21 protein-coding genes and 1 pseudogene are annotated in these 23,128 nt (G+C 74.2%); 10 read left to right on the top strand and 12 right to left on the bottom strand.

Annotated features, from left to right (window positions below; translation table 11 throughout):
- Window positions 1-4 precede the first annotated feature (4 nt).
- Window positions 5-598, bottom strand: a complete 594-nt coding sequence (locus ACWEPF_RS17190; RefSeq protein ID WP_452173209.1) for an MBL fold metallo-hydrolase — start codon at window positions 596-598, stop codon at window positions 5-7.
- A gap of 91 nt (window positions 599-689) precedes the next feature.
- Between ACWEPF_RS17190 and ACWEPF_RS17185 the strand changes: the two genes are divergently transcribed.
- From ACWEPF_RS17185 to ACWEPF_RS17175, 3 genes are all read left to right on the top strand, one after another.
- Entirely contained in the window at window positions 690-1,676 is a 987-nt protein-coding gene (locus ACWEPF_RS17185; RefSeq protein WP_452173208.1) for a GlxA family transcriptional regulator, read from the top strand.
- Window positions 1,677-1,770: 94 nt separating this feature from the next.
- Entirely contained in the window at window positions 1,771-2,133 is a 363-nt protein-coding gene (locus ACWEPF_RS17180; RefSeq protein WP_452173207.1) for a YciI family protein, read from the top strand.
- A complete protein-coding gene (locus ACWEPF_RS17175; protein ID WP_452173206.1) occupies window positions 2,130-3,401 on the top strand; it encodes an RNA polymerase sigma factor in 1,272 nt (423 codons plus the stop codon). Before ACWEPF_RS17180 ends, ACWEPF_RS17175 begins: the two co-directional genes overlap by 4 nt.
- Before the next feature lie 137 nt (window positions 3,402-3,538).
- Here the strand turns inward: ACWEPF_RS17175 and ACWEPF_RS17170 are convergent, their stop codons facing one another.
- Window positions 3,539-4,777: an MFS transporter gene (locus tag ACWEPF_RS17170; protein ID WP_452173205.1), complete on the bottom strand. Its 1,239-nt coding sequence runs from the start codon at window positions 4,775-4,777 to the stop codon at window positions 3,539-3,541.
- A gap of 104 nt (window positions 4,778-4,881) precedes the next feature.
- Between ACWEPF_RS17170 and ACWEPF_RS17165 the strand changes: the two genes are divergently transcribed.
- Window positions 4,882-5,592: an ArsR/SmtB family transcription factor gene (locus tag ACWEPF_RS17165; protein ID WP_452173204.1), complete on the top strand. Its 711-nt coding sequence runs from the start codon at window positions 4,882-4,884 to the stop codon at window positions 5,590-5,592.
- Window positions 5,593-5,599: 7 nt separating this feature from the next.
- Here the strand turns inward: ACWEPF_RS17165 and disA are convergent, their stop codons facing one another.
- Both disA and radA read right to left on the bottom strand, forming a co-directional pair.
- Window positions 5,600-6,658 (bottom strand): DNA integrity scanning diadenylate cyclase DisA, encoded by a 1,059-nt coding sequence (gene disA / locus ACWEPF_RS17160; protein WP_345282609.1) that lies wholly within the window; start codon window positions 6,656-6,658, stop codon window positions 5,600-5,602.
- 185 nt (window positions 6,659-6,843) lie between these two features.
- Entirely contained in the window at window positions 6,844-8,376 is a 1,533-nt protein-coding gene (radA, locus tag ACWEPF_RS17155) for a DNA repair protein RadA (protein WP_345282605.1), read from the bottom strand.
- 155 nt (window positions 8,377-8,531) lie between these two features.
- Between radA and ACWEPF_RS17150 the strand changes: the two genes are divergently transcribed.
- Window positions 8,532-10,253 carry a BACON domain-containing protein gene (locus tag ACWEPF_RS17150; RefSeq protein ID WP_452173203.1) on the top strand — a complete coding sequence of 574 codons (1,722 nt, stop codon included), beginning with the start codon at window positions 8,532-8,534 and terminating at the stop codon, window positions 10,251-10,253.
- Window positions 10,254-10,286: 33 nt separating this feature from the next.
- Here ACWEPF_RS17150 and ACWEPF_RS17145 read toward each other — a convergent pair whose 3' ends face one another.
- From ACWEPF_RS17145 to ACWEPF_RS17135, 3 genes are all read right to left on the bottom strand, one after another.
- Window positions 10,287-11,096 carry a DUF1254 domain-containing protein gene (locus ACWEPF_RS17145; RefSeq protein WP_452173202.1) on the bottom strand — a complete coding sequence of 270 codons (810 nt, stop codon included), beginning with the start codon at window positions 11,094-11,096 and terminating at the stop codon, window positions 10,287-10,289.
- 534 nt (window positions 11,097-11,630) lie between these two features.
- Window positions 11,631-12,722 (bottom strand): family 2 encapsulin nanocompartment cargo protein polyprenyl transferase, encoded by a 1,092-nt coding sequence (locus ACWEPF_RS17140; RefSeq protein WP_452173201.1) that lies wholly within the window; start codon window positions 12,720-12,722, stop codon window positions 11,631-11,633.
- 72 nt (window positions 12,723-12,794) lie between these two features.
- Entirely contained in the window at window positions 12,795-14,213 is a 1,419-nt protein-coding gene (locus ACWEPF_RS17135; RefSeq protein WP_452173200.1) for a family 2B encapsulin nanocompartment shell protein, read from the bottom strand.
- 461 nt (window positions 14,214-14,674) lie between these two features.
- Here ACWEPF_RS17135 and ACWEPF_RS17130 point away from each other — a divergent pair, with 461 nt between their 5' ends.
- Window positions 14,675-15,754, top strand: a complete 1,080-nt coding sequence (locus tag ACWEPF_RS17130) for an ATP-grasp domain-containing protein (protein ID WP_452173199.1) — start codon at window positions 14,675-14,677, stop codon at window positions 15,752-15,754.
- A gap of 22 nt (window positions 15,755-15,776) precedes the next feature.
- Here ACWEPF_RS17130 and ACWEPF_RS17125 read toward each other — a convergent pair whose 3' ends face one another.
- Together ACWEPF_RS17125 and ACWEPF_RS17120 are read right to left on the bottom strand one after the other, a co-directional pair.
- The gene (locus ACWEPF_RS17125) at window positions 15,777-16,328 is read right to left on the bottom strand and encodes a methylated-DNA--[protein]-cysteine S-methyltransferase (protein WP_452173198.1); all 552 of its coding nucleotides are present in this window, start codon (window positions 16,326-16,328) and stop codon (window positions 15,777-15,779) included.
- A gap of 97 nt (window positions 16,329-16,425) precedes the next feature.
- Window positions 16,426-16,614 (bottom strand): hypothetical protein, encoded by a 189-nt coding sequence (locus ACWEPF_RS17120; protein WP_345282594.1) that lies wholly within the window; start codon window positions 16,612-16,614, stop codon window positions 16,426-16,428.
- A 140-nt stretch (window positions 16,615-16,754) separates the two neighbouring features.
- Between ACWEPF_RS17120 and ACWEPF_RS17115 the strand changes: the two genes are divergently transcribed.
- Window positions 16,755-17,294, top strand: a complete 540-nt coding sequence (locus ACWEPF_RS17115) for a DUF6197 family protein (RefSeq protein WP_449798505.1) — start codon at window positions 16,755-16,757, stop codon at window positions 17,292-17,294.
- A 46-nt stretch (window positions 17,295-17,340) separates the two neighbouring features.
- Window positions 17,341-17,487, top strand: coding sequence for a DUF6126 family protein (locus ACWEPF_RS17110; protein WP_345282590.1), 147 nt, complete (start codon window positions 17,341-17,343; stop codon window positions 17,485-17,487).
- Between the two features lie 18 nt (window positions 17,488-17,505).
- Here ACWEPF_RS17110 and ACWEPF_RS17105 read toward each other — a convergent pair whose 3' ends face one another.
- From ACWEPF_RS17105 to ACWEPF_RS17095, 3 genes are all read right to left on the bottom strand, one after another.
- Window positions 17,506-18,528 carry a YdcF family protein gene (locus ACWEPF_RS17105; protein ID WP_452173197.1) on the bottom strand — a complete coding sequence of 341 codons (1,023 nt, stop codon included), beginning with the start codon at window positions 18,526-18,528 and terminating at the stop codon, window positions 17,506-17,508.
- Between the two features lie 110 nt (window positions 18,529-18,638).
- Window positions 18,639-19,340: a hypothetical protein gene (locus tag ACWEPF_RS17100; RefSeq protein ID WP_452173196.1), complete on the bottom strand. Its 702-nt coding sequence runs from the start codon at window positions 19,338-19,340 to the stop codon at window positions 18,639-18,641.
- Entirely contained in the window at window positions 19,340-20,074 is a 735-nt protein-coding gene (locus ACWEPF_RS17095) for a MerR family transcriptional regulator (RefSeq protein ID WP_452173195.1), read from the bottom strand. The genes ACWEPF_RS17100 and ACWEPF_RS17095 overlap by 1 nt, the downstream gene beginning before the upstream one ends.
- 191 nt (window positions 20,075-20,265) lie before the next feature.
- Here ACWEPF_RS17095 and ACWEPF_RS17090 point away from each other — a divergent pair.
- Window positions 20,266-22,641, top strand: a pseudogene (locus ACWEPF_RS17090) (discoidin domain-containing protein); the annotation flags it as partial.
- Entirely contained in the window at window positions 22,633-23,094 is a 462-nt protein-coding gene (locus ACWEPF_RS17085; protein ID WP_452173254.1) for a discoidin domain-containing protein, read from the top strand. The pseudogene ACWEPF_RS17090 and the gene ACWEPF_RS17085, both read left to right, overlap by 9 nt.
- The last annotated feature ends 34 nt before the right edge of the window (window positions 23,095-23,128 follow it).

The following is a 23,128-nucleotide window of genomic DNA, read 5'->3' as shown; positions in this document are numbered from 1 at the left end:
CTGCTCAGAGCAGCGCGTCCTCGGCCCGGAAGGGGGCGCCGTGGCCGGGGACGATGACGTCGGCGACGGCCAGCACGCGTTCGCGGGAGGCCCGCAGGACCGCCTGGTCCGGGGAGACCGGGTCCTCGACCGGGCCGTTGGGGCGCCACCAGAGGTCACCGACGAAGGCCACCACGCCGTCCGGGGTGCCCGCCAGCAGGGTGATGTCCTCCGGACTGTGGCCGGGGGTCGCGATCAGGCGCAGGGAGGGGGTGAGTTCGTGGCCGTCGGCGTCCCGGTCGGTCCACTGGTCGGCCCGGTACTCGGCCTTGTGGTCGTGGACGGCGGCCTCGCCGAACAGGCCGACGTTCATGGTGTTGTCCGGGTGGTGGTGGCTGAGCACCACGTCGGTGACCTGGTCCGCCGTCAGGCCGAGCTCCGCCAGCGGGCCGAGGATGCGGTCGCGGTGGGCCACCATGCCCGGGTCCACCACCACGTGCCGGCCGCCGTCGGTCACGTACGAGACGGTGGCGGCCACGCCGGGGCCGGTGGAGAGGGTGTAGCCGGTGGTCAGGACGGTGAAGGAGGCGCTGCGGCCCGCGGGTGCGTCAGTGGTCATGCCGTAGAGCCTCGCCGACCTGCGACTTCCCGACGAGTGGCCGTGATGCCACCGATCGCGGGTTTCGTGCCAACCGTGCCACACTGCCCGGATGCCCGCGCCCGCCGCCCCAGCCCCCGCCCCCGCCACGCCGTTCCGCTCCGTCGCCGCCTACGCCCCGCCCGGGGTCGGGCTGCTCGCCGTCGGGGTGATCGCCGAGGTGTTCGCCGAGCGCGGCGGCGGGCTGCCCCGGTTCGACTTCGCTCTCTGCACCGAGCGGCCCGGCCCGGTGCCCACCGACGTCGGCGTCCCCGTCCAGGTCACGCACGGACTGGACCGCCTCGCCACCGCCGACCTGGTGCTCTTCCTCCCCTGGTCCGACTTTCGCACCCCGCCGCCGCCCGCCGTGCTGGACGCCCTCACCGCCGCCCACGCCCGCGGCGCCCTGGTCGGCGCGCACTGCGTCGGCAGTTTCGCGCTGGCCGCCGCCGGCCTGCTGGACGGCCGCCGGGCCACCACCCACTGGCGCTTCGCCGGGCTCCTGACCGACCGTCACCCCGAGGTCTCCGTCGAGCCCGAGGCGCTCTACGTGGACGAGGGCAGCATCGTCACCGGCGCGGGCGCGGCGGCCGGCTTCGACCTCAGCCTGCACCTGCTGCGCCGCGAGTACGGCGCCGCCACCGCCAACGCCATCGCGCGCGACCTGGTCCTCCCCCCGCACCGGGCCGGCGGCCAGGCCCAGTACGTGGCCGCCCCCGTCCCCGCCGACACCGAGGACGAACGCCTCGCCGAGGTGCTCGCCTGGGCCCGCGCGCACCTCGACCGGCCGCTCCCCGTCACCGAACTGGCCCGCCGTGCCCTGATGAGCCGCCGCTCCTTCGCCCGCCGCTTCACCGCCGCCACCGGCACCACCCCGCACGCCTGGCTGCTGGAGCTGCGCCTCGCCCGCGCCGAGGAACTGCTGGAGACCACCGCCCTCGCGGTCGAGGAGATCGCCCACTTGGTCGGCTACCGCAGCGCGGCGGTGCTGCGCGAACAGTTCGTCAGGCGTCGCGGCGTCCCGCCGACGGTCTACCGGCGCACCTTCGCGAGCTCCTGAAAAGATCTTCGAAGGAAATCCGCCGGGCGTGTAGAGGACCCCGTGCCGGCTCCGACCGAAGGGTGACAGTGCACCGCACCGAGGAGGACCCGAGATGAAGTACGTCGCGATGATCTACGGCAACCAGGCCAAGTGGGAGGCCATCCCGGCCGAGGAGTGGCCGGCCGCGATCGCCCGGCAGGACGCGTTCAACCGGAAGTACCGGGCCACCGGGGAGCTGATCGGCGCCTACGGCCTGGCCGACGCGGCCTCCGCCCAGCTGGTGCGCCGTCAGGACGGCGCCCCCGCCGTCACCGACGGGCCCTACCTGGAGACCAAGGAGTACCTGGCCAGCTTCTACCTGCTGGACGTGGAGGACCTGGAGCGGGCCCAGCAGATCGCGGCCGACATGCCGTTCGCCGACACCGACCCGGTCGAGCTCTGGCCGATCCTGCACGAAGCCGCGCCCGAGGCATGACCGTCCCGCCCACCGTCGAGGACCTGCTGCGCGAACTGGCGCCGCAGGTCCTCGGCGCGCTGCTGCGCCGCCACGGCGGGGCCTTCGACAGCTGCGAGGACGCCGTGCAGGAGGCCCTGCTCGCGGGCGCCCTCCAGTGGCCCGCCGAGGGCGTGCCGGACAACCCCCGCGGCTGGCTGGTCACCGTCGCCAACCGGCGGCTGGTCGACCTGGTGCGCAGCGAACGGGCCCGCCGTGACCGCGAGGACCGCACCGCACTGGCCACCCCGCAGTCCGCGCTGCTCGCCCCCGCCGCCGACGCCGACGCCCCGGCGGGGGACGACTCCCTCGCGCTGCTCTTCCTCTGCTGCCACCCCGCGCTCTCCCGCCCCAGTCGGGTGGCCCTCACCCTGCGCGCGGTCGGCGGTCTGACCACCGCTCAGATCGCCGCCGCCTTCCTGGTGCCCGAGGCGACGATGGCCCAGCGGATCAGCCGGGCCAAACAGGCCGTCCGGGAGAGCGGCGCGCGGCTCCGGATGCCCGCCCCCGCCGAGCGGGACGAACGGCTCGGCGAGGTTCTGCGGGTGCTCTACCTGGTCTTCAACGAGGGCTACACCGCCTCCGGGGGCGAGGAGTTGACGGCACCGGACCTCTCCGTCGAAGCGATCCGGCTCACCCGGCTGCTGCTCCGCCTGGCCCCGGACGAGACCGAGGCCGCCGGTCTGCTGGCACTGATGCTGCTCACCGAGGCCCGACGCCCGGCCCGCACCGGCCCCGCCGGCGAACTGGTGCCGCTGACCGATCAGGACCGCTCCCGCTGGGACGCCGCCCTGATCGCCGAGGGCACCGAACTCCTGGGCCGGACCTTGCCGTCGGGGCGGGTCGGGCCGTACCAGGTGCAGGCCGCGATCGCCGCCGTGCACAACGAGGCGCCCGACGTGGCCGCCACCGACTGGCCCCAAGTCCTCGTCCTCTACGACCTGCTGACCCGGCTCGACCCCGGCCCGATGGTCAGCCTCAACCGCGCCGTGGCCCTCGCCGAGGTCGAAGGCCCCGAGGCCGCCCTCGCCGTGGTCGACGAGCTCGCCACCGACAGGCGCCTGACCCGCCACCACCGCCTGCTCGCCACCCGCGCCCACCTCCTGGAGCGCCTCGGCCGCGACGCCGAGGCCGCCGAGGCGTACTCCGAGGCCGCCCGTCGAACCACCAGCGCCCCGGAGCAGCGGCATCTCCGGGACAAGGTCACGCGTCTGGGGGCGCGAGGAACTGCGCGAGGCGGAAGAGAGTGACCCACGTGCCGGGTACGGAAGCCCAGTTGCAAGTGAACATCCGCACCCGGCATTTGGGTCACTCTCTTCCGCCTCGCGCAGTTCCCCGCGCCCCCGGGATCACCACCCTGCTGTGCGCAGCCGCCGCGCCCCCGGGATCACCACCCTGCCGTGCGCAGCCGCCGCGGTGCGGCCATCCCCAGCAGCGCCACCGCCAGGACGGCCGCCACCCCGCCGAGCACCGTGCGCGCCGCGAAGTGGTCCAGCAGCACCCCGCCCAGGAACATCCCCAGCGGCACCCCGAGCATCAGCACCGTCATCGAGGCCGCGATCACCCGCCCCCGCACCTCGTCGGCCACCCGCTGGAAGACCAGCAGGTCCAGCATCACCCGCAGGGCCGGCACGCCCAGGGCGAGCAGCACCAGCGCCGCGAACAGCACCACCGGGGACGCGCTGACGTACGGCACCAGCAGCACCGGCACCATCGCCCCGCTGACCAGCAGCGCCAGCACGCCCGGCCCGAACCACCGGTGCAGCGGCCGGACCAGCAGCGCGCCGAGCAGGCCGCCGACCGCCTCGCCGGCCAGCACCAGGCCGGTGCCGGTGGTGCTCACGCCGTTGTCCCTCAGCAGGACCATGACCGGCAGCAGGGTGGTCGACCCGGCCAGGTTGATCAGTGCGATGACGCCGAGCACCGAGCACATCAGCCGGTTCCGCCCCAGCTCCCGGAGGCCGTCCAGCATGCTGCCGCCCTTCTCCCCGCCGGCACCCCCCGGGCGGCCGTCGAAGCGGACCAGGCAGGCGGTGGCCAGGGCGTAGAGCGAGGAGAGCGCGGTGGCCACGAAGGGCACCGCCCGGCCGAGGCCGAGCAGCAGGCCGGCCAACGGCGGTCCGAGCAGCGAGGCGCCGTTGACCCTGACCTCGTCCTGGGTGAGGGCCTGGCGCAGCTGGCTCGGCGGCACCACCGAGCGGACCGCGAGCATCCGCACCGGCCCGGCGTAGGCGACGGTGGCGCCGAGCACGGCGGCCACCAGCAGGACGTGCGGGACGGTGAGGCGGCCGAGCCAGAGGGCGGCCGGGACGCTGAGGGTGGCGAGCACCCGGACGGCGTCGCTCACGATCAGGATCACCCGGCGGTTGCGGCGGTCCGCCAGCGCGCCGCCGTGCAGGCCGAGCAGCAGCGAGACGGTGAACTGGACCGCGCCGAAGGCCCCGGCCAGCGTCGGGGAGCCGGTCATCGCGAGCAGCAGCAGCGGGTAGGCGGTGTCGGCCACCATCGTGCCGAGCATGGAGGCGGCGGCGCCGCTCCAGAGCGCCTGGAAGCGCCAGTTCCGCCGCAGCGGCACCACCGGCTCCGGCTCGGTCCCCGCCCCGCGTTCGACCTGAAGCGCAGTCATCGCACCCACCCCGTTCACCCATCAGAGACCATTCACGTTTGAGTGAACGATTGCAGAGACGTGACCGTTTGCACAAGGGTTGATGCGCATGGGTTAATGACCGCATGGTGGAGCAACTGACGGAGCGTGAGGTCGACGACGTGGCGACCCTCAAGGCGCTCGCCGACCCGGTACGGATCAAGATCATGAACGCGCTGTACCGGCAGGAGCCGCAGGAGCTGACGGTCAAGGAGATCGCGGCCGCGCTGGACGAACCACCGACCAAGCTCTACCGGCACGTCAAGCAGCTGGAGCAGACCGGCCTGATCCAGGTGGCCGGCACCCGGCTGGTCTCGGGCATCACCGAGAGCCGCTACCGGCTCGGCCAGAAGTCACTGCGGATCTCCCCCTCCGTGTTCACCGGGGGATCGGCCGAGCGGCCGGAGGCGCTGAGGGCGCTGCTCGCCACGGTCGACTCGGTCCGGGACGAGTACCAGGCGCTCTACCAGGCCGGGCGGCTCGGAATGCCGGCCGCGACCCCGGGGCAGGTCACCCACCCGGGGCTGTTCAGCCACCTCAGCCTGCGGGTGCGGCCGGAGCGCGCGCTCGTCCTGCGGGACCGGCTGCGGGCGGCCGTCGACGAGGTCCTCGCGGAGGGGAACAGCAGCGACCCGGACGCGGTGGAGATCACCCTGCTCGGCCTGTTCTACGCCGTCAAACCCGGCCCCGGCCCGACGGACGGCGCGGACGCCGACCCGGCGGACGCCGACCCGGAGGACGGCCTCACTGCCGGCCCGACGGACGGCCTCGACGCCGAGCCCGGGACCACGGGCTGACCACCCGTCAGACGTAGCGCTCCAGGATGGACGATTCTGCGAGCCGGGAGAGCCCCTCGCGGACCGAGCGGGCCCGGGTCTCGCCGACGCCCTCGACGGTCTGCAGGTCGTCGATGGAGGCGGCCAGCAGCTTCTGCAGGCCGCCGAAGTGCTCGACCAGGCGCTCGATCACCGTGTTCGGCAGGCGCGGGACCTTGGCCAGCAGGCGGTAGCCGCGCGGCGAGACGGCGGAGTCCAGCGACTCGGGGGTACCGGAGTAGCCGAAGGCCTTGGCCACCGTCTGGAGGTCCAGCAGCTCCGCGTGGGTGAGCGCCTCCAGGTCGGCCAGCACGTCGGTGACGGTCTTGCCGCGCTTGGCGGCCCGCTCCGGGAAGTAGTCCCGGGCGACCAGCTCGCGCTCGGGCTCGACGCCGGCGATCAACTCGTCCAGCTGGAGCGAGAGCAGGCGGCCGTCGGTGCCGAGCTCCAGCACGTAGCCGGCGATCTCGGCGGCGATCAGGCGGACCATCTCCAGCCGCTGGGCCACGGCGGTGACGTCCCGGACGGTGACCAGGTCCTCGATCTCCAGGGCGGAGAGGGTGCCGGCCACCTCGTCGAGGCGGAGCTTGTAGCGCTCCAGGGTGGCCAGCGCCTGGTTCGCCCGGGAGAGGACGGTGGTGGAGTCCTCCAGCACCCGGCGGGTGCCGTTGACGTACATGGCGATCAGGCGCATCGAGTGCGAGACCGCGACCACCGGGTAGCCGGTCTGCCGGTTGACCCGCTCGGCGGTGCGGTGGCGGGTGCCGGTCTCGTCGGTGGGGATGGTGGAGTCCGGCATCAGGTGGACGCCCGCCCGGACGATCTTGGTGATGTCCTTGTCCAGCACCACCGCGCCGTCCAGCTTGCACAGCTCGCGCAGGCGGGTGGCGGTGAACTCCACGTCCAGCACGAACCCGCCGGTGGAGATGGCGTCGACGGTCTTGTCGAAGCCCAGCACGATCAGGCCGCCGGTGTTGGCCCGGAGCACCCGCTCCAGCCCGTCGCGGAGTCCCGTGCCCGGGGCGATGGCACTGAGGGAGGCCCGCAGCAGGGCCTCCTCACGGGAGGACTTGTCCGCCCGGTCGCTGGCTGCCACGTGACTCCTCCGGTAGACCCGGACCGCTCGGCTTGGTGCCCGGCGGTCTTGTCTCTCGTTATTGCATTACTGCATTGATGCTTCTGCCGATTAAACAGGGGAAAGTCTAACGGCGTGCGGCAATAACGGGGTCTGGGTCAGATGAGTTCGTCCGAGTCGACCGGCTCCCACCCCTCCATCAGCTCGTCGGGGTAGGCCGCGACCGGGGCCTGGCGGGCGGTCTGACGGGTGCTCTGCCTCGGGGCCGGAGCGGCCGCGGCGCCCCCGGCGGCGTCCGCCTTCGGCTTCGCCGAGGCCCGGCGGCGGCCCGGAATCGCCCGCAGCGCCTCGCCGATGTCGGAGACCTCGACCACCTTCATGCCCGGCGGCACCTTGCCCGGGTCCGGCGGGACCAGGGCGTGGGTGAAGCCCAGCCGGTGGGCCTCGGCGAGCCGCCGCTGAACGCCCGTCACCCGCCGCACCTCGCCCGCCAGGCCGACCTCGCCGATCGCCACCAGGTTGTTGGGCAGCGGGGTGTCGGTGGAGGAGGAGGCCACCGCGAGGGCGATCGCCAGGTCGGCCGAGGGCTCGGTGAGCTTCACCCCGCCGACGGTGGCGGTGTAGATGTCCTGCTTGCCGAGCTTCACCCCGCCGTGCCGCTCCACCACGGCCAGGATCATCGCGATCCGGGGGGACTCCAGACCGGAGGTGGTCCGGCGCGGGGAGGGGATCTGCGAGTCCACCATCAGCGCCTGGACCTCGGCCACCAGCGGGCGCTTACCCTCCAGGGTGACCGTCAGACAGGTGCCCGCCACCGGCTTGTCACGGCGGGTCAGGAAGAGGCCGGACGGGTCGGCCAGGCCGACGATGCCCTCGTCGTGCAGCTCGAAGCAGCCCACCTCGTCCGTCGCGCCGTAGCGGTTCTTGACGCCGCGGATCAGGCGCAGCCGGGCGTGCCTGTCCCCCTCGAAGCTCAGCACCACGTCGACCAGGTGCTCCAGCAGACGCGGGCCGGCGATCTGGCCGTCCTTGGTGACGTGGCCGACCAGCAGGGTGGCCATGCCGCGCTCCTTGGAGACCCGGATCAGCGCGTTCGCCACCTCGCGGACCTGGGCCGGGCCGCCGGGGGCGCCGTCCAGCTCGGCGGAGGCGATGGTCTGCACCGAGTCCAGGATCAGCAGGCCGGGGTTGACGGTGTCGATGTGGCCGAGCACCGCGCCGAGGTCCGACTCGGCGGCCAGGTAGAGGTGGTCGGAGAGCGCGTTGATCCGGTCCGCGCGCAGGCGGACCTGGCCGGCCGACTCCTCGCCGGTGACGTAGAGCGTGCGGTGCTGCGCGGTGGCCGCCTTGGCCGCCACGTCCAGCAGCAGGGTGGACTTGCCGACGCCGGGCTCGCCGGCCATCAGGACCACCGCGCCGGGCACCAGGCCGCCGCCGAGCACGCGGTCCAGCTCCGGCACGCCGGTGGAGCGGGCCGTCGCCACCTGCCCGTCGATCTGCCCGATCGGCTTGGCCGGCGAGCTGACCGGCCCGGCCGCCGTGGTGCGGATCGGGACCGCGCCGTACTCCTCGACCGTGCCCCAGGCGTTGCACTCCGGGCAGCGGCCGACCCACTTGGGCACCACGTTCCCGCACTCGGTGCAGCGGTAGGCCGGGCGCGGCTTGGCGGTGGTCTTGGTACGGGCAGCCATGGCCCACACCGTAACGGCTGCCACCGACAGCCGGGGGCGCGCAGCGGGACACGGGGGTGCGCGGAGGTGACGGTGCGGCTGGTGTTGTTACCCGAAAGAAGTACAAGGAGCCCGAATCCGCACCGGCGCACGGGCCGGTGCCTAGCGTCGGAAGGGTGTCGACTTCCCCCACGCCCCAGGCCGCCGGCACCGGATCGACGGCCGCAGCCTACGACCACTACGCCGACGGGCTGTTCACCTACTGCCTCTCGGTGCTCTGCGACCACGACGCCGCGGTGGCCGCCGTCCGCGAGGTGCGCGACCTGGCCCTGCGTCACGACGCCCGGCTGGGCGCGCCCGAGCTGCGCCGCGCCTGGCTGTACTCGCTGGCCCGGCACTGCTGCCTGCGCCGGATGACCGAGGGGCAGGACGGCGGCGCACCGCCCGCCGGGGGTGCCCCGGTCAGCCGGGAGCACCGCCGCGAGCTGGCCTCACTGGCCTGGCCGGAGGGCGCCGGGACGTCCCCGGAGCAGCGCGAGGCGCTGGAGCTGGCGGTCCGTCACCGGCTCGCCCCGGCCGAGGTGGCCGCCGTGCTCGGGCTGCCGGGAGCGGAGGCGGACGGTCTGCTGGCCGCCGCCGAGGCCGAGGTCTGGCGGACCAGGGTGGCGCTGCTGGTGCTCGGCGTGGGCAGCTGCCCGGTGCTGGCCGAGCTGGGCGGGGCCGGGGCGGAGCACTGGCGGGAGTGGGTGCTCGGCCCGGCGCTGCGCCGGGAGCTGGTGCGGCACGTGGTGGAGTGCCCGACCTGCCGGGGCACCGCCGAGCGGGTCTCCGGCGAGCTGGACTCCGGGCTGGCCGCGCTGCCCGGGCTGCCGCTGCTGCGCGCGCCCGAGGTGCTGCGGGAGCGGCTGGTGGTCCGGCGCCAGGCCGGGCCGGAGGAGGAGACGCTCCGCTTCGACCGGCAGGGCTTCCCCCGGCATCGGGCGCCGCGCCGGCTGCGCGGGCCGGCGGTCCGTCAGCGGGTGGTCACCACCGGCGTGCTGGCGGCGGTGCTGACCGCGCCCGTGGTGGCGCTCTGGGGCGCGCACCGCGGTGCGGACGGCGGCTCCGGTGCGGCGGGCTCGGTCTCCTCGGTCCGGGTCGAGACCCCGGCGCCCGGCTCCGCGCCGCACGCCCCCCAGCCGGCCTCGGACCGGGGCCCGGCCCCCGAGCCCGGCCTGGCGCTGGCCGGGGCGGTCACCGGCGCCGCGGACGGGGCCCCGGGCGGGGCAGGGGCGGAGGGCGCAGAAACGTTGCTCCCGTCGGTGCTCGGGCCCGCCGTCCCGGTGCCCTCACGGAACGCGGTACGGCTCGACCGCACCACGCCGCACCTGGAGACGCCCACCCCGGCTCCCCCGGCGGCCCAGCAGGGCGGCGGGCAACTGACCGTCGAGGCGCAGGAGTTCGGCGAGCGCACGGTGATCACCCTGGTGAACACCGGCTCCACCGCCCTGCACTGGCGGGCCGAGAGCGACGCCCCGTGGCTGCGCCTCAGCCGGGACTCCGGCACCCTCGAACCCTCCCAGCGGATCACCCTCACCGTGACGGTCGATCAGGACCTCGCCCCGCAGCACCCCTGGCGGGCCCGGATCGCCCTGCCCCCCTCCCAAGCCGTCGTCACCCTGGAAGGCGGCCCGTCCGACCGTGGCGTCCCGACCCAGCCGAGTTCCCCGGCCCCCTCGTCCTCCCCGACACCCACCCAGACGCCCGGCGGGACCCCCACCGCCGAGCCGACTGCGACGCCCACCCCGACCCCCACACCGACGCCGACGCCGTCCGGTTCTCCATCCGCCGACCCGAGCCCCACGTCCTCCCCGTCCGACACCCCGTCGCCGACGGTGACCCCGGGCCCGGCCGCCTGAGCCGCGGAGACGGCCGGCCTGTCAGCCGGCCCGTCAGCCGGGCGGCTGCGCCGTCGGGTGGCCGTCGTGGAGTCCGGCGAGCATCTCCTCGCGCAGCTCGACCGGCAGCACGGCGGGCTCGAAGTCCCCTCCGCCGATGCCGAGTTCGGCCAGCCTCCGGCGCAGGTCGCGCTCGGCCGGGCGGGCCGCCGGATCGGGCGGGAGCGGGAGGAAGCCGAGCAGGAAGTCCAGCAGCACGAAGTAGTCCGGGCCGCTGAGCAGTTCGTCCCGCCAGACCGGCCACACCGGCTCCGGCGGGGCGGCCGGAGGCTCGCCGTGGTGAGCACTGAGCGGCAGCAGGAGCACCCCTCCCCCGCAGGGCTCGCCGGCCCGGACGGTGACCCGGACCAACCGCCCGTCGGCGCGCAGCACGCCTTCGAACGGCTCGTCGGCGTACGGCACCCCGTCGGTGGACCGCAGGTCGGACGGGGCGGCGGCGATCAGGTAGCGGGCGGGGCGGGCGCCGCAGGTGAGGGTGCCGATCAGCGAGGAGTCCAACTCCTGCACGGTGGCCGAGACCGCGGGGCCGGCCGCCGGGAGCTCCAGGACCCAGGGCTCGGTCCGCAGGTCGAGCCAGGCCCGGGAGTACGGGCCACCGTCCTCCTCCGGACGGTGGCGACCGAACCGGCCGAAGCCGCCGACGTGGCCCGGGTCGGCCTCGTCCAGCACCTCCGGGTAGAGCAGGCGGTAGCCCTCCACCAGGGAGTGCCCCCAGCTCCAGGCCTCGGCCGCCGTCCGCCGGACCGTCCCGGGGTCAACCAGTGCCGGATTGCCCATGCCGCCGCGCTCCCCGCTTCCGGACATACCGTCATGAACCGTACGGTCCGGATGCTATGCGCCCGACCCGCCCCCGGCACGGCGGCACGCGAGGCCGGGCCCGGGCCGGGCACGGCAGGAGGTGAGGCTCGGCGCGGGCCGGGCTCGGCAGGAGGTGAGGCTCGGCGCGGCAGGAGGCAAGGCCGGGGTGCGACAGAAGGTGAGGCCGGGGGCGCGGGGAACTGCGCGGGACGGAAGGAAACGACCCGTGTGCCGGGCACGGACCTTCGCTTGCAAGTGGCTGTCCGTACCCGGCACACGGGTCATCGCCTACCGCCGCGCGCAGTTCCTCGCGCCCCCGGGGTAACCACCAACCGCGCGCCCACGCGGCGGAGCCGCACATCAGCACAGCCCCGCGCCCCCGGGGTAACCACCAACCGCGCGCCCACGCGGCGGAGCCGTACATCAGCACAGCCTCGCGCCCCCGGGGTGACCACCAACCGCGCGCCCACGCGGCGGAGCCGCACATCAGCACAGCCCCGCGCCCCCGGGGTGACCACCAACCCCGCGCCCCCGCAGGAGTCAGAACGAGCGCCGCGTCACCAGTTCGGCGAGGGCGAGCAGGTCGTCGGCGGCCGACGGGTCGGGCACCGCGTCGGCCAGGTGGCCGATGGCGGCGGCCATCCGTTCGCAGGACTCGCCCTGGGCCCAGGCGCGGCCGCCGGCCCGGTCCACCGCGTCCGCCGCCTCGGCCAGCTCCTCCTCCGTCAACGCGCGCTCCACCGCGTAGAGTTCGGCCAGCCGGGCGCCCGCCTCGGTGCCGGAGCCGAGGGCGAAGACCACGGGCAGCGACTTCTTGCGGGCCGCCAGGTCGGCGCCGACCGGCTTGCCGGTGACGGCCGGGTCGCCCCAGATGCCGATCAGGTCGTCGATCAGCTGGAAGGCCAGGCCGATCTCGCGGCCGAAGGCGTCCAGCGCCTCGGCCGCCTGCTCACCGCCTCCGCCGTACAGCGCGCCGACCGCACCGGCGCAGCCGAGCAGCGCGCCGGTCTTCGCCTCGGCCATCTCCAGGCACTCGGCGAGCGTCACGTCGGTGCGCTGCTCGAAGGCGCAGTCGGCCTGCTGACCGGCGCACAGCTCGACCACGCAGTCGGCCAGCCGCCGGATCGCCGCCGGGGCGGCCGGGTGGCCGTCCTCGGCCAGCACCCGCAGGGCCAGCGAGTGCATCGCGTCGCCGGCGAGGATCGCCTCGGTGATGCCGAAGGCGCGCCAGGCGGTGGCCCGGTGACGTCTGGTCAGGTCGCGGTCGATCACGTCGTCGTGCAACAGGGTGAAGTTGTGCACCAGCTCCACCGCCGCGGCGGCCCGCACGGCGACCGCCGGGTCGGTGCCGCCGACCGCCTGGAGGGCGGCGAGCACCAGGGCCGGGCGGATCGCCTTGCCCGAGCCGGTGTCGGAGGGCGTGCCGTCCGCCTCCCACCAGCCGAAGTGGTAGCCGGACACCAGCCGCATCGAGTCCGGCATCGAGCCGATCGCGGCGCGCAGCGCCGGGTCCACCACCGCCCGGGAGCGGGCCAGCAGTTCGGCGGCCTCGGAGCCCTCCTGGCTGCCGCCGGCGCTTCCGTTCCCCGTCCCGCTCCCCGTCCCGTTCCGCTCCAGCGCGAAGATCCCCATCGTGCCCTCCCCCAACTCTGTCGGTTGCCTCGTACGAACGGAGCCGCCGAACCACCGGCCGGCGGCCGGCGGCTAGCCGCGGTGCGCCACGTCGACGTTCTCCAGGACGCCGACGGCGTCCGGGACCAGGACGGCCGCGGAGTAGTAGGTGCTGACCAGGTAGGAGACGATCGCCTTCTCGCCGATCCCCATGAAGCGCACGTTCAGCCCGGGCTCGACCTCGTCCGGGATCCCGGTCTGCCGCAGGCCGATCACGCCCTGCTCCTTCTCGCCCACCCGCATGGCCAGGATCGAGGTGGTCTGCTGCGGGCTGACCGGGATCTTGTCGCAGGGCAGGATCGGCACCCCGCGCCAGGTGGTCAGCAGCGTGCCGTCCTTCTCCCGGGCCGCCGGGTACAGCCCGCGCCGGTTGGCCTCGCGGCCGATCGCGGCGATCGCCCTCGGGTGGGCCAGGTAGAACCTGGTGCCCCGGCGGCGGCTGAGCAGGTCGTCCATGTCGTCGGGGGTGGGCGGGCCGGAGCGGGTGGAGATCCGCTGCTCGTGCGCCACGTTGGCCAGCAGGCCGAACTCCGGGTTGTTGACCAGCTCGTGCTCCTGGCGCTCGCGCAGCGCCTCGATGGTGAGGCGGAGCTGGTGCTCGGTCTGGTTCATCGGCTGGTTGTAGAGGTCTGCGACCCTGGTGTGCACCCGCAGAACCGTCTGGGCCACGCTCAACTCGTACTCGCGGGGCCGGAGTTCGTAGTCCACGAAGGTGGTGGGGATGACCGGCTCGCCGGAGTGTCCGGCGGCCAGCTCGATGGCGGCCTCACCGCGCTTGTTGACCGGCCGGGCCGCCGCCTCGCGGTGGGCGCGCAGCTGCTCGCGCAGCCCGGCCGAGCGCTCGGCCAGCTGCCGGAAGGCGTCCAGCGGGAGCGCCAGCACGGTGCCGGCCGTGGTGGCGGTCACCGTGTAGGGCCAGTGCGGCTCGTCCTGGGCCAGCGCCTCGTCGCCGACCGGGTCGCCGTCGGCGGCTCCGCCGAGCGCGGTGGTCTCGCCGTACCTGCCGGTGCCGGTCCGCCGAAGCTTGCCGTGCGCGACCAGCAGCACCTCGGTGACCGGTCGGCCGGCCTCGGCCAGCACCTCGCCGGGCTCGACCCGGCGCTGCACGCAGCGGTCGGCCAGCTCGGCCAGCGGCCCGTCCTCCGGGAAGCCCCGCAGCGCCGGGAGTTCGCGCAGCGAGGGCGGCACCAGCCGGACGGCGGCCCCGGCCTGCTCGAAGGCGACCCGGCCGCGGCCGGCCAGGTACGTCAGCCGCCGGTTCACCCGGTAGGTCCCGGCCTGGACCTCCACCCAGGGCAGTGCCCTGAGCAGCCAGCGGTCGGTGATCTCCTGCATCTGGGGGGCGGACTTGGTGGTGCTGGCGAGGGTGCGCGCCGCCTCGGTGCCGAGGCTGGAGCGCGCCTGATCCGCCCCGCGCGCGGCGGGGATTCCCTGCTGGATCTCGGTGGTCATCTGCGACCCTTCCGCGGGCACGACGAACGTGGACGTGGTGGCACCCCATGGTGCTGCGCGATCGGACGCCCACGGTCCGGTCCGGCGGGCCGACTCACCCGAACTGATGACAGTTCAGGCGTTCGAGCCCCTTCGGCACCACCGCTGTGCTCCGCGCGCCCCCGTCCACGCCGTCCCCGGAAGATTTCACCTGCCGGTAACCTTCGCCGACGCGCCCCAGCACCCCTCCCCGGCAGGGCTTTTGACCCTCCGTCCGCTCCCGGGTCGACGCGCGTCACGGATCGGCTGCCACCCCCCGTTCACCCGCTTCGAACGGGGCGCTAAGGTGCCACCACAAGGGCGCGACCGATGGCCGTTCTGGCCACTCCTGCGCGGACGCCCTCTCCCTTTGCCGTGCCCTCCTGCCCCACCCCTCCGCTTCGCCGTGCCCTCTTGTCGCGCCCTCTCCCCGGGAGACCTCCGTGAGCGCCCCCGTCCGCGTCTGGCTGAACCGCACCTACGCCGAGAACGTCTTCTTCATCGACCTGCTCCGGGCCGCCCCGGTCGAGGTCTTCGCCACCCACGTGGACACCGACTCCCCTGTGCTGGCCGCCGCCGACCACGGCCTGCCGGAGCCGGACGGCCTGACCCCGGAGGCGTACCTGGAGTTCGCACTGGACTTCTGCGACCGGCACCGGATCGACGTCTTCCTGCCCCGGCTGCACCAGGAGGTGGTGGCCCGACACCGCGCGGAGTTCGCCGCGCTGGGCACCGCCCTGGTCTGCCCGCCCGCCGAGGGCATAGCCACCTTCGCCGACAAGGTGGACGGCTACGTCGCGATGGCCGCCGCCAGCCTCCCGGTGCCGCCCTGGTACCGCGTCCGGACGGCCGGTGAACTCCTGGCCGCCGTCGCCGAGTTGGAGGAGCTGGGCGAGCAGCCCTGCCTCAAGCCGGCCAGCGGGGCGGGCGGCGAGGGCTTCCGCACCATCACCCGGGAGCCGTTCAGCCTGCGGCAGTTGAACGGCTGGCCGAGCGGCAGCGTCCAGCTGGACCAGCTGGCCGGCGCGCTGGCCGCCGCACCCGGCTCGGTGGACCTGCTGGTGATGCCCTACCTGGCGGGCCCCGAGGTCTCGGTGGACTGCCTGGCCGACCAGGACGGCCGCCTGCTGGCCGCCGTCGGCCGCACCAAGACCGGCCGCCGCCGGGGCTTCACCACCGACCCGGCCTACCTGGAGCCGGCCCGCCGGCTGGTGGAGACCTTCGGCCTGTCGTACCTCTCCAACGTGCAGTTCCGCCACTACCGCGGCACGCCGGTCCTGCTGGACATCAACACCCGGCCCTCCGGCGGGCTGCACCAGCTGCGGCTGTGCGGGCTCAACCTGCCGCTGGCCGCCGTACAGCTCGCGCTCGGCGCCAGCCCGGTGCTGCCGCTGGTCGAGGATCTGCTGGGCACCGACTACGCGCTGGTCTCCTCGGTCCAGCCGGTGCTGCCCGCAGCCGCTCCCGCTCCCGCCGTGGCGGCCACCGCCGCCCCGGTGCCGCGGCTGGTGGCGATGGCCTGACGGCCGCGGGCCCGGCCTCCGGTCAGGTCGGGCCGCTCCAGTCCAGGGTCGGCGGGAGCACGCCCTCCAGGGTGAGCAGCCAGCGCTTCACCTCCACGCCGACCTGGCCGCCGCCGAAACCGCCGATCCCGTCCGAGGCCACCACCCGGTGGCAGGGCACCAGCAGGCAGAGCGGGTTGGCCCCCATCATCTTGCCGACGGTGCGGGCGGCCGCCCAGTCGCCCTCGTCCAGCTCATCGAAGGCCCCGCTGCGGGCGGCGAGTTCGCCGTAGGTGACGGTCTTCCCGAACGGGACCTCGCGCTTGAGCGTCTCCAGCACCACCCGGTGCGGGCCGGTGGCGAAGCGCCAGTCCAGCGGCAGCTCCAGGTCCCGCCGGTTCCCCGCGAAGTACTCGTCGACCCGGGAGCGCACCAGCGCCACCCGCTGCTCGTCCGTGCACTCCGGCAGTCCGGCGGGCAGTCCCGCCACGGTGTCGCCGTGGTACGAGACCGCCGCCACCCCCTGGTCGGTGACGGCCAGCCGCACGGGCCCGCTCGGCAGCGGCGTCGGGACGGTCACCCACGAGATCGACATGCCCGCACGCTACCCGCCCGGATCCCGCCGCGTCCCGGCTTCGTCGGAGGTCCGGGCTCCGTCGGAGGTCCGGGCTCCGTCAGAGGTCCGGGCTCCGTCAGAGGTGCCGGTCCAGGTAGTCGGCCAGTCGGCGGGACCACCGGGCCTGTGCCTCCTCCCCTTCCTCCGCGGCAGGCGCCGGCCGGCCCTCGGAGAGCGCCCGCAGGGTGCGCGCCAGGCGCGCGGCGTCGTCGTGGCTGAGCATCACCAGTGCATCGGTGTGTCCGATGGTGACGGAACCAGGCATGGCGTCCTCCTCGGTGCAGACCCCCGCCTCCCACCGTACGCCGGGTCCCCACGCCCTTCCCGCGCGTCGGCGGCCGCCTCCCCGTACCCGCTCAGGTATCAAGAGAAAGGCCACCAAATCGGTACATAAGGAGCAGCCGCATGCCGGTCCTCGCCCCACTCCTCACCCCACCGCCGATGCTCACCGCCGACGGCTCCGCCCTGATCACCGAGATCGAGGCCTACCTCCACTCGCTCCCCGCACCCGTCCGCCTCGCCGTCCCCCGCGTCTGCCCGCTCGGCAGCGTGCTGCGCCCCTGGCACACGGGCTTCCCGCTCCCCGCCCCCACCCTGCTGGACCGCCTGCTCCGCAGGACCGCGCGGCCGACCCCCGTCAGCGTCGCCGACCACCTCGCCCTGACCTCCCGTTACCTGACCACCGCCGGCTGGGTGCAGGGCACCATGTGGGACGCCCGCGGCCGGGTCTGCCTGCTCGGCGCGCAGGCGGCGGTGCTCGCGCACGGCTTCGGCACGGCGGTCGAGGCGCGGCGCGGACGGGTCCAGGTGATGGAGGTGCTGCACTCCGACGGACACTGCGTCAGCTCGCCCGACGAGTTCAACGACTCCCCTGGTACGAGGCTCGCGGACGTCCACCGCGTGCTCGGAAGGGCCGAACTGCGCGCCCGTACACTCGGTATCTGAGCCGCGTCGGCAGACCGGCCGGCCACCACGGAGGGAGCACCCAGCGATGAGCCAGGCCGTGCGCAGCGCCGCCGTCCAGGACGAGAAGAGCCGCCGCAAGCAGATGTGGCTGCGGGCCAGTTTCTACATCGCCGGGACCCACCTGTTCGCCGGGTTCGTGATCCTGCTCTTCGCCCTGGGCAACCGGCACTGACGGTCCGGGCCCGCCCCGCTACCGGTAGAGCGCGTCGAGCAGGAAGGCCCCCAGGGCCATGCCGGCCAGCAGCGCGCAGATCACCAGGTTGACCACCTTGTGCTCCCAGAACACCGCGACGAACTCGCGGATGGTGGCGCTCGGCAGGTAGTAGCCGGCGGTCGGGGCGCCGCGCACCTGGCCGTTGACCCCGGCCCGGCGGGCCAGCATCGCGGCCCGGTAGGCGTGGAAGTTGTTGGTCACCACCACGCAGCGGTAGCCGGGCACCGCCTCGCTCATGATCTTCTGACTGAAGACCAGGTTCTCCTCGGTGGTCCGCGAGCGGTCCTCCTCCCACACCCGCTCGGGCGGAGCGCCGTTCTCGACCAGCCACCGGGCCATCGCGGTGGACTCCGGGACCTTCTCGTCCGTGCCCTTCCCGCCGGAGGCGAGCAGCACCGGGGCCGGCCGCCCCTTCGCCACCTGCCGGTCGTGGACGGCCAGACCGCGCCGCAGCCGGGCGGCCAGCAGCGGCGGCACCCGCTCCCCGTCGATCAGACCGGCGCCGAGCACCACCACGAAGTCCAGCTCTCCCCGGGCGGGGATCCGGCCGTAGAGCCAGGAGTAGCCGAGGAACGAGAGGCAGAGGAAGGAGAGGTAGGCCGAGAGCAGCAGCACCGCGACCACGAAGGCCAGGTAGCCGGAGGAGGCGTTCGGCCGTCCGGCCAGCAGCACCAGGACGACCGTCCCGTAGATGGCCAGCCCGAGCAGCAGCGAGAGCACGGTGGCCGGCCGGGCGCCCTCCCTCCGGATCACGGTGACGCCGTTGAGGACGAGGGCCGCCCCGAGCACCAGCACCCCGAGCGCGGGCACCAGCAGCACCGCCGCGTAGACGATCATCGCCGGTGTCTCCGGCAGGTGCCGGGCCTGGGCGAGCAGGGCGGCGGTCAGGCTGGTCAGGGTCAGCCCGAGCAGCACCGCGTTGCGGAACCGCCTCCGGTCCTGCCAGACGCTGGCGCAGAAGGCCAGGAAGAAGACCGCGGCCGGGAGGAAGGCGTACATGCCGCCCATCGTAGGCGGCGGCCCCGCCGCCCCCGCGGCCCCGCCTGACACCCCGTCACCGGGACGGCGCCCGGGATGCCTCGAAGAACCCGGGGATCGCGGTGAGGGCGTCAGCGGCCGGCGGGCCGGGCGGTCGGAGCCGCCGGGCCGAGCTGGGCACGGAGGGCGGCGGCGGCCGCCACCGGGTCGTCGGCGAAGAAGTGGATCCGGTGCGCCTCGGCGAGCCGGCCGAGCGGGCGGGTGACGGTCACCGGGGCCGCGAGCTCGACCACCAGGTTGGTCCGCGAGCCGGCCGAGACCGCGCAGCGGCCGTCGGCCACGCTCACCGCCTTCTCCTCGTTGAAGTTCCGTTCGGTCCGGACGGCGGAGACCAGGGCGAGCGGGACGCGCAGGTCGAAGAAGGCGCCGGAGCGGATCCGCAGCTCGGTGCCGGAGACCACGTGCGGCCGGGTGACCCGGGCCGCGCCGATCGCCACCACGGCGAGCACCCCGTAGACGTCCAGCACCAGGAGCAGCCCGCGCAGCCACTCCGGGGCGCCGACGCCGCGCAGCAGCAGCTCGGTGGCGACGCCCTCGACCACCACCACGAAGAGCAGGACCAGCAGCGTCCCTCGCTCCTCCCGCTCGTAGGGGACGGCGGTGGCGCCCGGCGGGACGCCGTGCCGGCGGCGCCGGGCGAGCAGCCAGAGGCTCTGCATCCCCCGGAGGTCGAACAGGGCCAGCCGGCGCAGCACGCGCAGCGCACCGGCACGCCCGCCCTCCTGCGCACCCCCCTCGGCCCCGGTCCCGGTACCCGTCTCGACGCCGTCCATCAGCCCTCTCCTCCCAGGAGTGCGAACAGCCGTCGGATCACGGCCAGTTGGGCGGGCGCCAGTTCTTCCGCCAGCCCGGTCGGCAGCTCCTCGCCCGGGGTGCGGCCGGCCATCAGCTCGGCCATCACCGGTGGCAGGTGCGCCACCAGCTCCTCGGCCAGCCGGTCGACCTCCGGGTCGTCCGGTGCCGCGCCGGCCAGCGCGTCGAGGCGCCGGTAGAGCGGGAGCAGGTCGGCGTTCCCGGCCAACGGGCGGATCATGTCGAGGAGTTCGGCCCGCTGCTCGGGCCCGCCGGCGGTGTGGACCAGGGCGAACACGTCGCGGTCCAGTGCGGCGAAGGGCGAGCCCTCGACGGGGAGCGCGGCCAGCACCTCGGCGAGCTCGGGGTCGACGGCGCTGTCCGGGTGCAGCTCCTCCTGGGCCAGCAGGGCGGCCAGCCGGGCCCTGCGGTCGGCGATGGCCTGCTGCTGGCGGGCCAGGTCCCGGTCCAACTCGGCCAGCACCTCTCGCAGTTCGCGCCCGCGATCGTCGGCCAGCACGTCCCGGATCTCATCCAGGGAGAGGCCCAGCTCGGCCAGCCGGCGCACCCGGGCCAGCTCGACGGCGTCCCGCAGGCCGTACTCGCGGTAGCCGTTGGCCCGCCGCTCGGGCTCGGGCAGCAGGCCCTGGTGGTGGTAGTGCCGCACCGTCCGGGTGGAGACCCCGACCAGGGCGGCCAGTTCGCCGATTCGCATGGCTCCATGACACACCTTGCCGCTACGTCAAGGTCAATCCGCCGCTCCGGCGTCGCACAACGCCACAGCCGACAGACTTGCGCCCTACCTGTCGAGATTTTGCACGTTTCCATGGACTTCATGCAGCGTCACGCCTAGTCTCTCCCTCGCTCGGCCGTCGTCCCCCACCCACGACCCAGCGAGGCCCCCTCATGCAGCCACCCACCGTCCGCCGCCTTCGCGGGCCGGTCGCCGTCCTCACGGCGGCCGCGCTCTCCACCGGCGCCCTGCTCGCCGTCACCGCGGCCCCCGCGCACGCGGCCGCCGTCCCCACCCTCTCCCCGCTCGACGTTCCCGGCCGGGGCGCGACCGTCCCGTTCAAGGAGCAGGAGGCCGAGTTCGCGGCCACCAACGGCACCGTGATCGGCCCGGAGCGGCGCTACGGCACGCTCCCCTCGGAGGCCTCCGGCCGCCAGGCCGTGACGCTCAACTCGCCCGGCCAGTACGTGGAGTTCACCCTCGCCGCCCCCGCCGACGCGATGAGCTTCCGGTACTCCCTGCCGGACTCGGCCGACGGCCGGGGCCGGGACGCCTCGATCGACCTGCTGGTCAACGGCAGCAAGCTCAAGGACCTCCCGGTGACCTCCAAGTACGGCTGGTACTACGGGGGTTACCCGTTCAACAACAACCCCGGCGACACCAACCCGCACCACTTCTACGACGAGACCCGGACCATGTTCGGCTCGCTGCTGCCGACCGGCACCAAGGTCCGGCTGCAGGTCTCCTCCACCGCGCAGTCGCCCAGCTTCACCATCGACCTGGCCGACTTCGAGCAGGTCGGCCCGGCGAAGACCAAGCCGGCGGGCGCGCTCGACGTGGTGGCCGACTTCGGCGCCGACCCGAGCGGGGCCACCGACTCCACCGCCAAGTTCCAGTCCGCCGTCAACGCGGGCCAGGCCCAGGGCAAGACCGTCTGGATCCCGACCGGCACCTTCACCCTCTACGACCACGTGGTGGTGGACGGCGTCACGCTGGCCGGGGCCGGGCCCTGGTACTCCGTGCTCGGCGGGCGCGACCCGATCAACCGCAACCGGGCGGCCGGCATCTACGGCAAGTACGTCCCGGGCGGCGGCTACGGCGGCGCGGTCCGCCCGCACGAGGCCAACGGGCCGAGCCGCAACGTCACCCTCAAGGACTTCGCCATCATCGGCGACGTCCGCGAGCGGATCGACGACGACCAGGTGAACGCCATCGGCGGGGCGATGAGCAACTCCACCGTCGACAACCTGTGGATCCAGCACACCAAGGTGGCCGCCTGGATGGACGGTCCGATGGACCGCTTCACCATCAAGAACAGCCGGATCCTCGACCAGACCGCCGACGGGGTCAACTTCCACACCGGCGTGACCAATTCGAGCGTCACCAACACCTTCGTCCGCAACACCGGCGACGACGGCCTGGCCTCCTGGCCGGAGCGGGTGCCCAACGTCGGCGACAGCTTCACCCACAACACCGTGGTGCTGCCGATCCTGGCCAACAACATCGTCACGTACGGCGGCAAGGACTGGACCATCTCCGACAACGTGATGGCCGACACCATCTCCAACGGCGGCGGCCTGCACATCGCCAACCGGTACCCCGGCGTCACCTCCGGCAACGGCACCGCCGTGGCGGGCACCATCACCGCCGCCCGCAACACCCTGATCCGGACCGGCAACAGCGACTACAACTGGAACTTCGGCGTCGGCGCGGTCTGGTTCAGCGGCCTCAACGAACCGATCTCCGGCGCCACCATCGCCATCTCGGACACCGACATCCTGGACAGCTCCTACGAGGCGATCCAGACCATCGAGGGCCCCTCCAACGGCATCAGCTTCACCAACGTCACCATCGACGGCGCCGGCACCTACGCCGTCCAGGCACAGGCCAACTCCTCGATGCGGTTCACCAACGTGACGGCCCGGAACATCGCGCAGGCGCCCACCCCGATCCACAACTGCGTCGGCACCGGTTTCCAGATCACCGACGGCGGCGGCAACTCCGGCCTCACCGGCTCGACCTGCACCGGTGTCTGGCCGAACCCGCAGTTCACCTACGGCGGCCGCCCGTCCAACGGGACCAACCCGACCCCGACGCCGACCCCGACCCCGACGCCCACCCCGACCCCCACTCCGTCGCCGTCCCCCTCCCCCACCACCCCGCCGGCCTGCACCCCGGGTGCGACCGCCAGCAGCACCAACCAGAACTACGGCCCCGCCAACGCGGTCGACGGCAACACCTCGACCTACTGGGAGAGCGCCAACAACGCCTTCCCGCAGACCTTCACCCTGGACAGGTGCACCGCCTCGGCCGTCACCGGCGTCCGCCTCGCCCTGCCCTCCGGCTGGGAGTCCCGCACCGAGACGGTCTCCGTCCAGGGCTCCGCGGACGGCGCCGCCTGGACCGAACTCGCCTCCGCCCGCGGCGTGGTGATCGCCCCTCAGGGTGAGGTCACCTTCCCGTCGGCCACCGCCCGTTACCTGCGGCTGACCTTCACCGCCAACACCGCCTGGCCGGCCGCCCAGCTCTCCGAGCTGACCGTGCTGACCGGTGCGACCCCGACCACCACGCCCACCCCCACGCCGACCCCGACCCCGACTCCCACCCCGACCCCGCCCGCCTGCACGCCGAGCGCCACCGCGAGCAGCTCCACCCAGACCTACACCGCCGCCAACGCGATCGACGGCAACCAGGCCAGCTACTGGGAGAGCGCCAACAACGCCTTCCCGCAGACCTTCACCCTCGACCGCTGCGCCACCACCGCCACCACCGGCCTGCGCCTCGCCCTGCCCCCCACCTGGGGCGCCCGGAACGAGACGGTCGCCGTGCAGGGCTCGGCCGACGGCGTGAACTGGACCCAGCTGGCCGCCGCCCAGAGCGTGGCGATCGCCCCGACCGGGACGATCACCTTCCCGTCCACCACCGCCCGCCACCTGCGGCTGACCTTCACCGCCAACACCGCCTGGCCCGCCGCCCAGCTCTCCGAGCTGACGGTCCTCTAACCGGCACAGCACTGAGCCCCCTGCGGTCGGCGGA

It is taken from the genome of Kitasatospora sp. NPDC004289, assembly GCF_053602875.1.
This window is presented reverse-complemented; position numbering and strand designations above follow the sequence as displayed.

Bases quoted from the DNA above. Each gene is read 5' to 3' on its own strand.
- ACWEPF_RS17190 (WP_452173209.1), bottom strand. From the start codon at position 598: ATGACCACTGACGCACCCGCGGGCCGCAGCGCCTCCTTCACCGTCCTG.
- ACWEPF_RS17185 (WP_452173208.1), top strand. From the start codon at position 690: ATGCCCGCGCCCGCCGCCCCAGCCCCCGCCCCCGCCACGCCGTTCCGC.
- ACWEPF_RS17180 (WP_452173207.1), top strand. From the start codon at position 1,771: ATGAAGTACGTCGCGATGATCTACGGCAACCAGGCCAAGTGGGAGGCC.
- ACWEPF_RS17175 (WP_452173206.1), top strand. From the start codon at position 2,130: ATGACCGTCCCGCCCACCGTCGAGGACCTGCTGCGCGAACTGGCGCCG.
- ACWEPF_RS17170 (WP_452173205.1), bottom strand. From the start codon at position 4,777: ATGACTGCGCTTCAGGTCGAACGCGGGGCGGGGACCGAGCCGGAGCCG.
- ACWEPF_RS17165 (WP_452173204.1), top strand. From the start codon at position 4,882: ATGGTGGAGCAACTGACGGAGCGTGAGGTCGACGACGTGGCGACCCTC.
- radA (WP_345282605.1), bottom strand. From the start codon at position 8,376: ATGGCTGCCCGTACCAAGACCACCGCCAAGCCGCGCCCGGCCTACCGC.
- ACWEPF_RS17145 (WP_452173202.1), bottom strand. From the start codon at position 11,096: ATGTCCGGAAGCGGGGAGCGCGGCGGCATGGGCAATCCGGCACTGGTT.
- ACWEPF_RS17140 (WP_452173201.1), bottom strand. From the start codon at position 12,722: ATGGGGATCTTCGCGCTGGAGCGGAACGGGACGGGGAGCGGGACGGGG.
- ACWEPF_RS17135 (WP_452173200.1), bottom strand. From the start codon at position 14,213: ATGACCACCGAGATCCAGCAGGGAATCCCCGCCGCGCGCGGGGCGGAT.
- ACWEPF_RS17125 (WP_452173198.1), bottom strand. From the start codon at position 16,328: ATGTCGATCTCGTGGGTGACCGTCCCGACGCCGCTGCCGAGCGGGCCC.
- ACWEPF_RS17120 (WP_345282594.1), bottom strand. From the start codon at position 16,614: ATGCCTGGTTCCGTCACCATCGGACACACCGATGCACTGGTGATGCTC.
- ACWEPF_RS17115 (WP_449798505.1), top strand. From the start codon at position 16,755: ATGCCGGTCCTCGCCCCACTCCTCACCCCACCGCCGATGCTCACCGCC.
- ACWEPF_RS17110 (WP_345282590.1), top strand. From the start codon at position 17,341: ATGAGCCAGGCCGTGCGCAGCGCCGCCGTCCAGGACGAGAAGAGCCGC.
- ACWEPF_RS17105 (WP_452173197.1), bottom strand. From the start codon at position 18,528: ATGTACGCCTTCCTCCCGGCCGCGGTCTTCTTCCTGGCCTTCTGCGCC.
- ACWEPF_RS17100 (WP_452173196.1), bottom strand. From the start codon at position 19,340: ATGGACGGCGTCGAGACGGGTACCGGGACCGGGGCCGAGGGGGGTGCG.
- ACWEPF_RS17095 (WP_452173195.1), bottom strand. From the start codon at position 20,074: ATGCGAATCGGCGAACTGGCCGCCCTGGTCGGGGTCTCCACCCGGACG.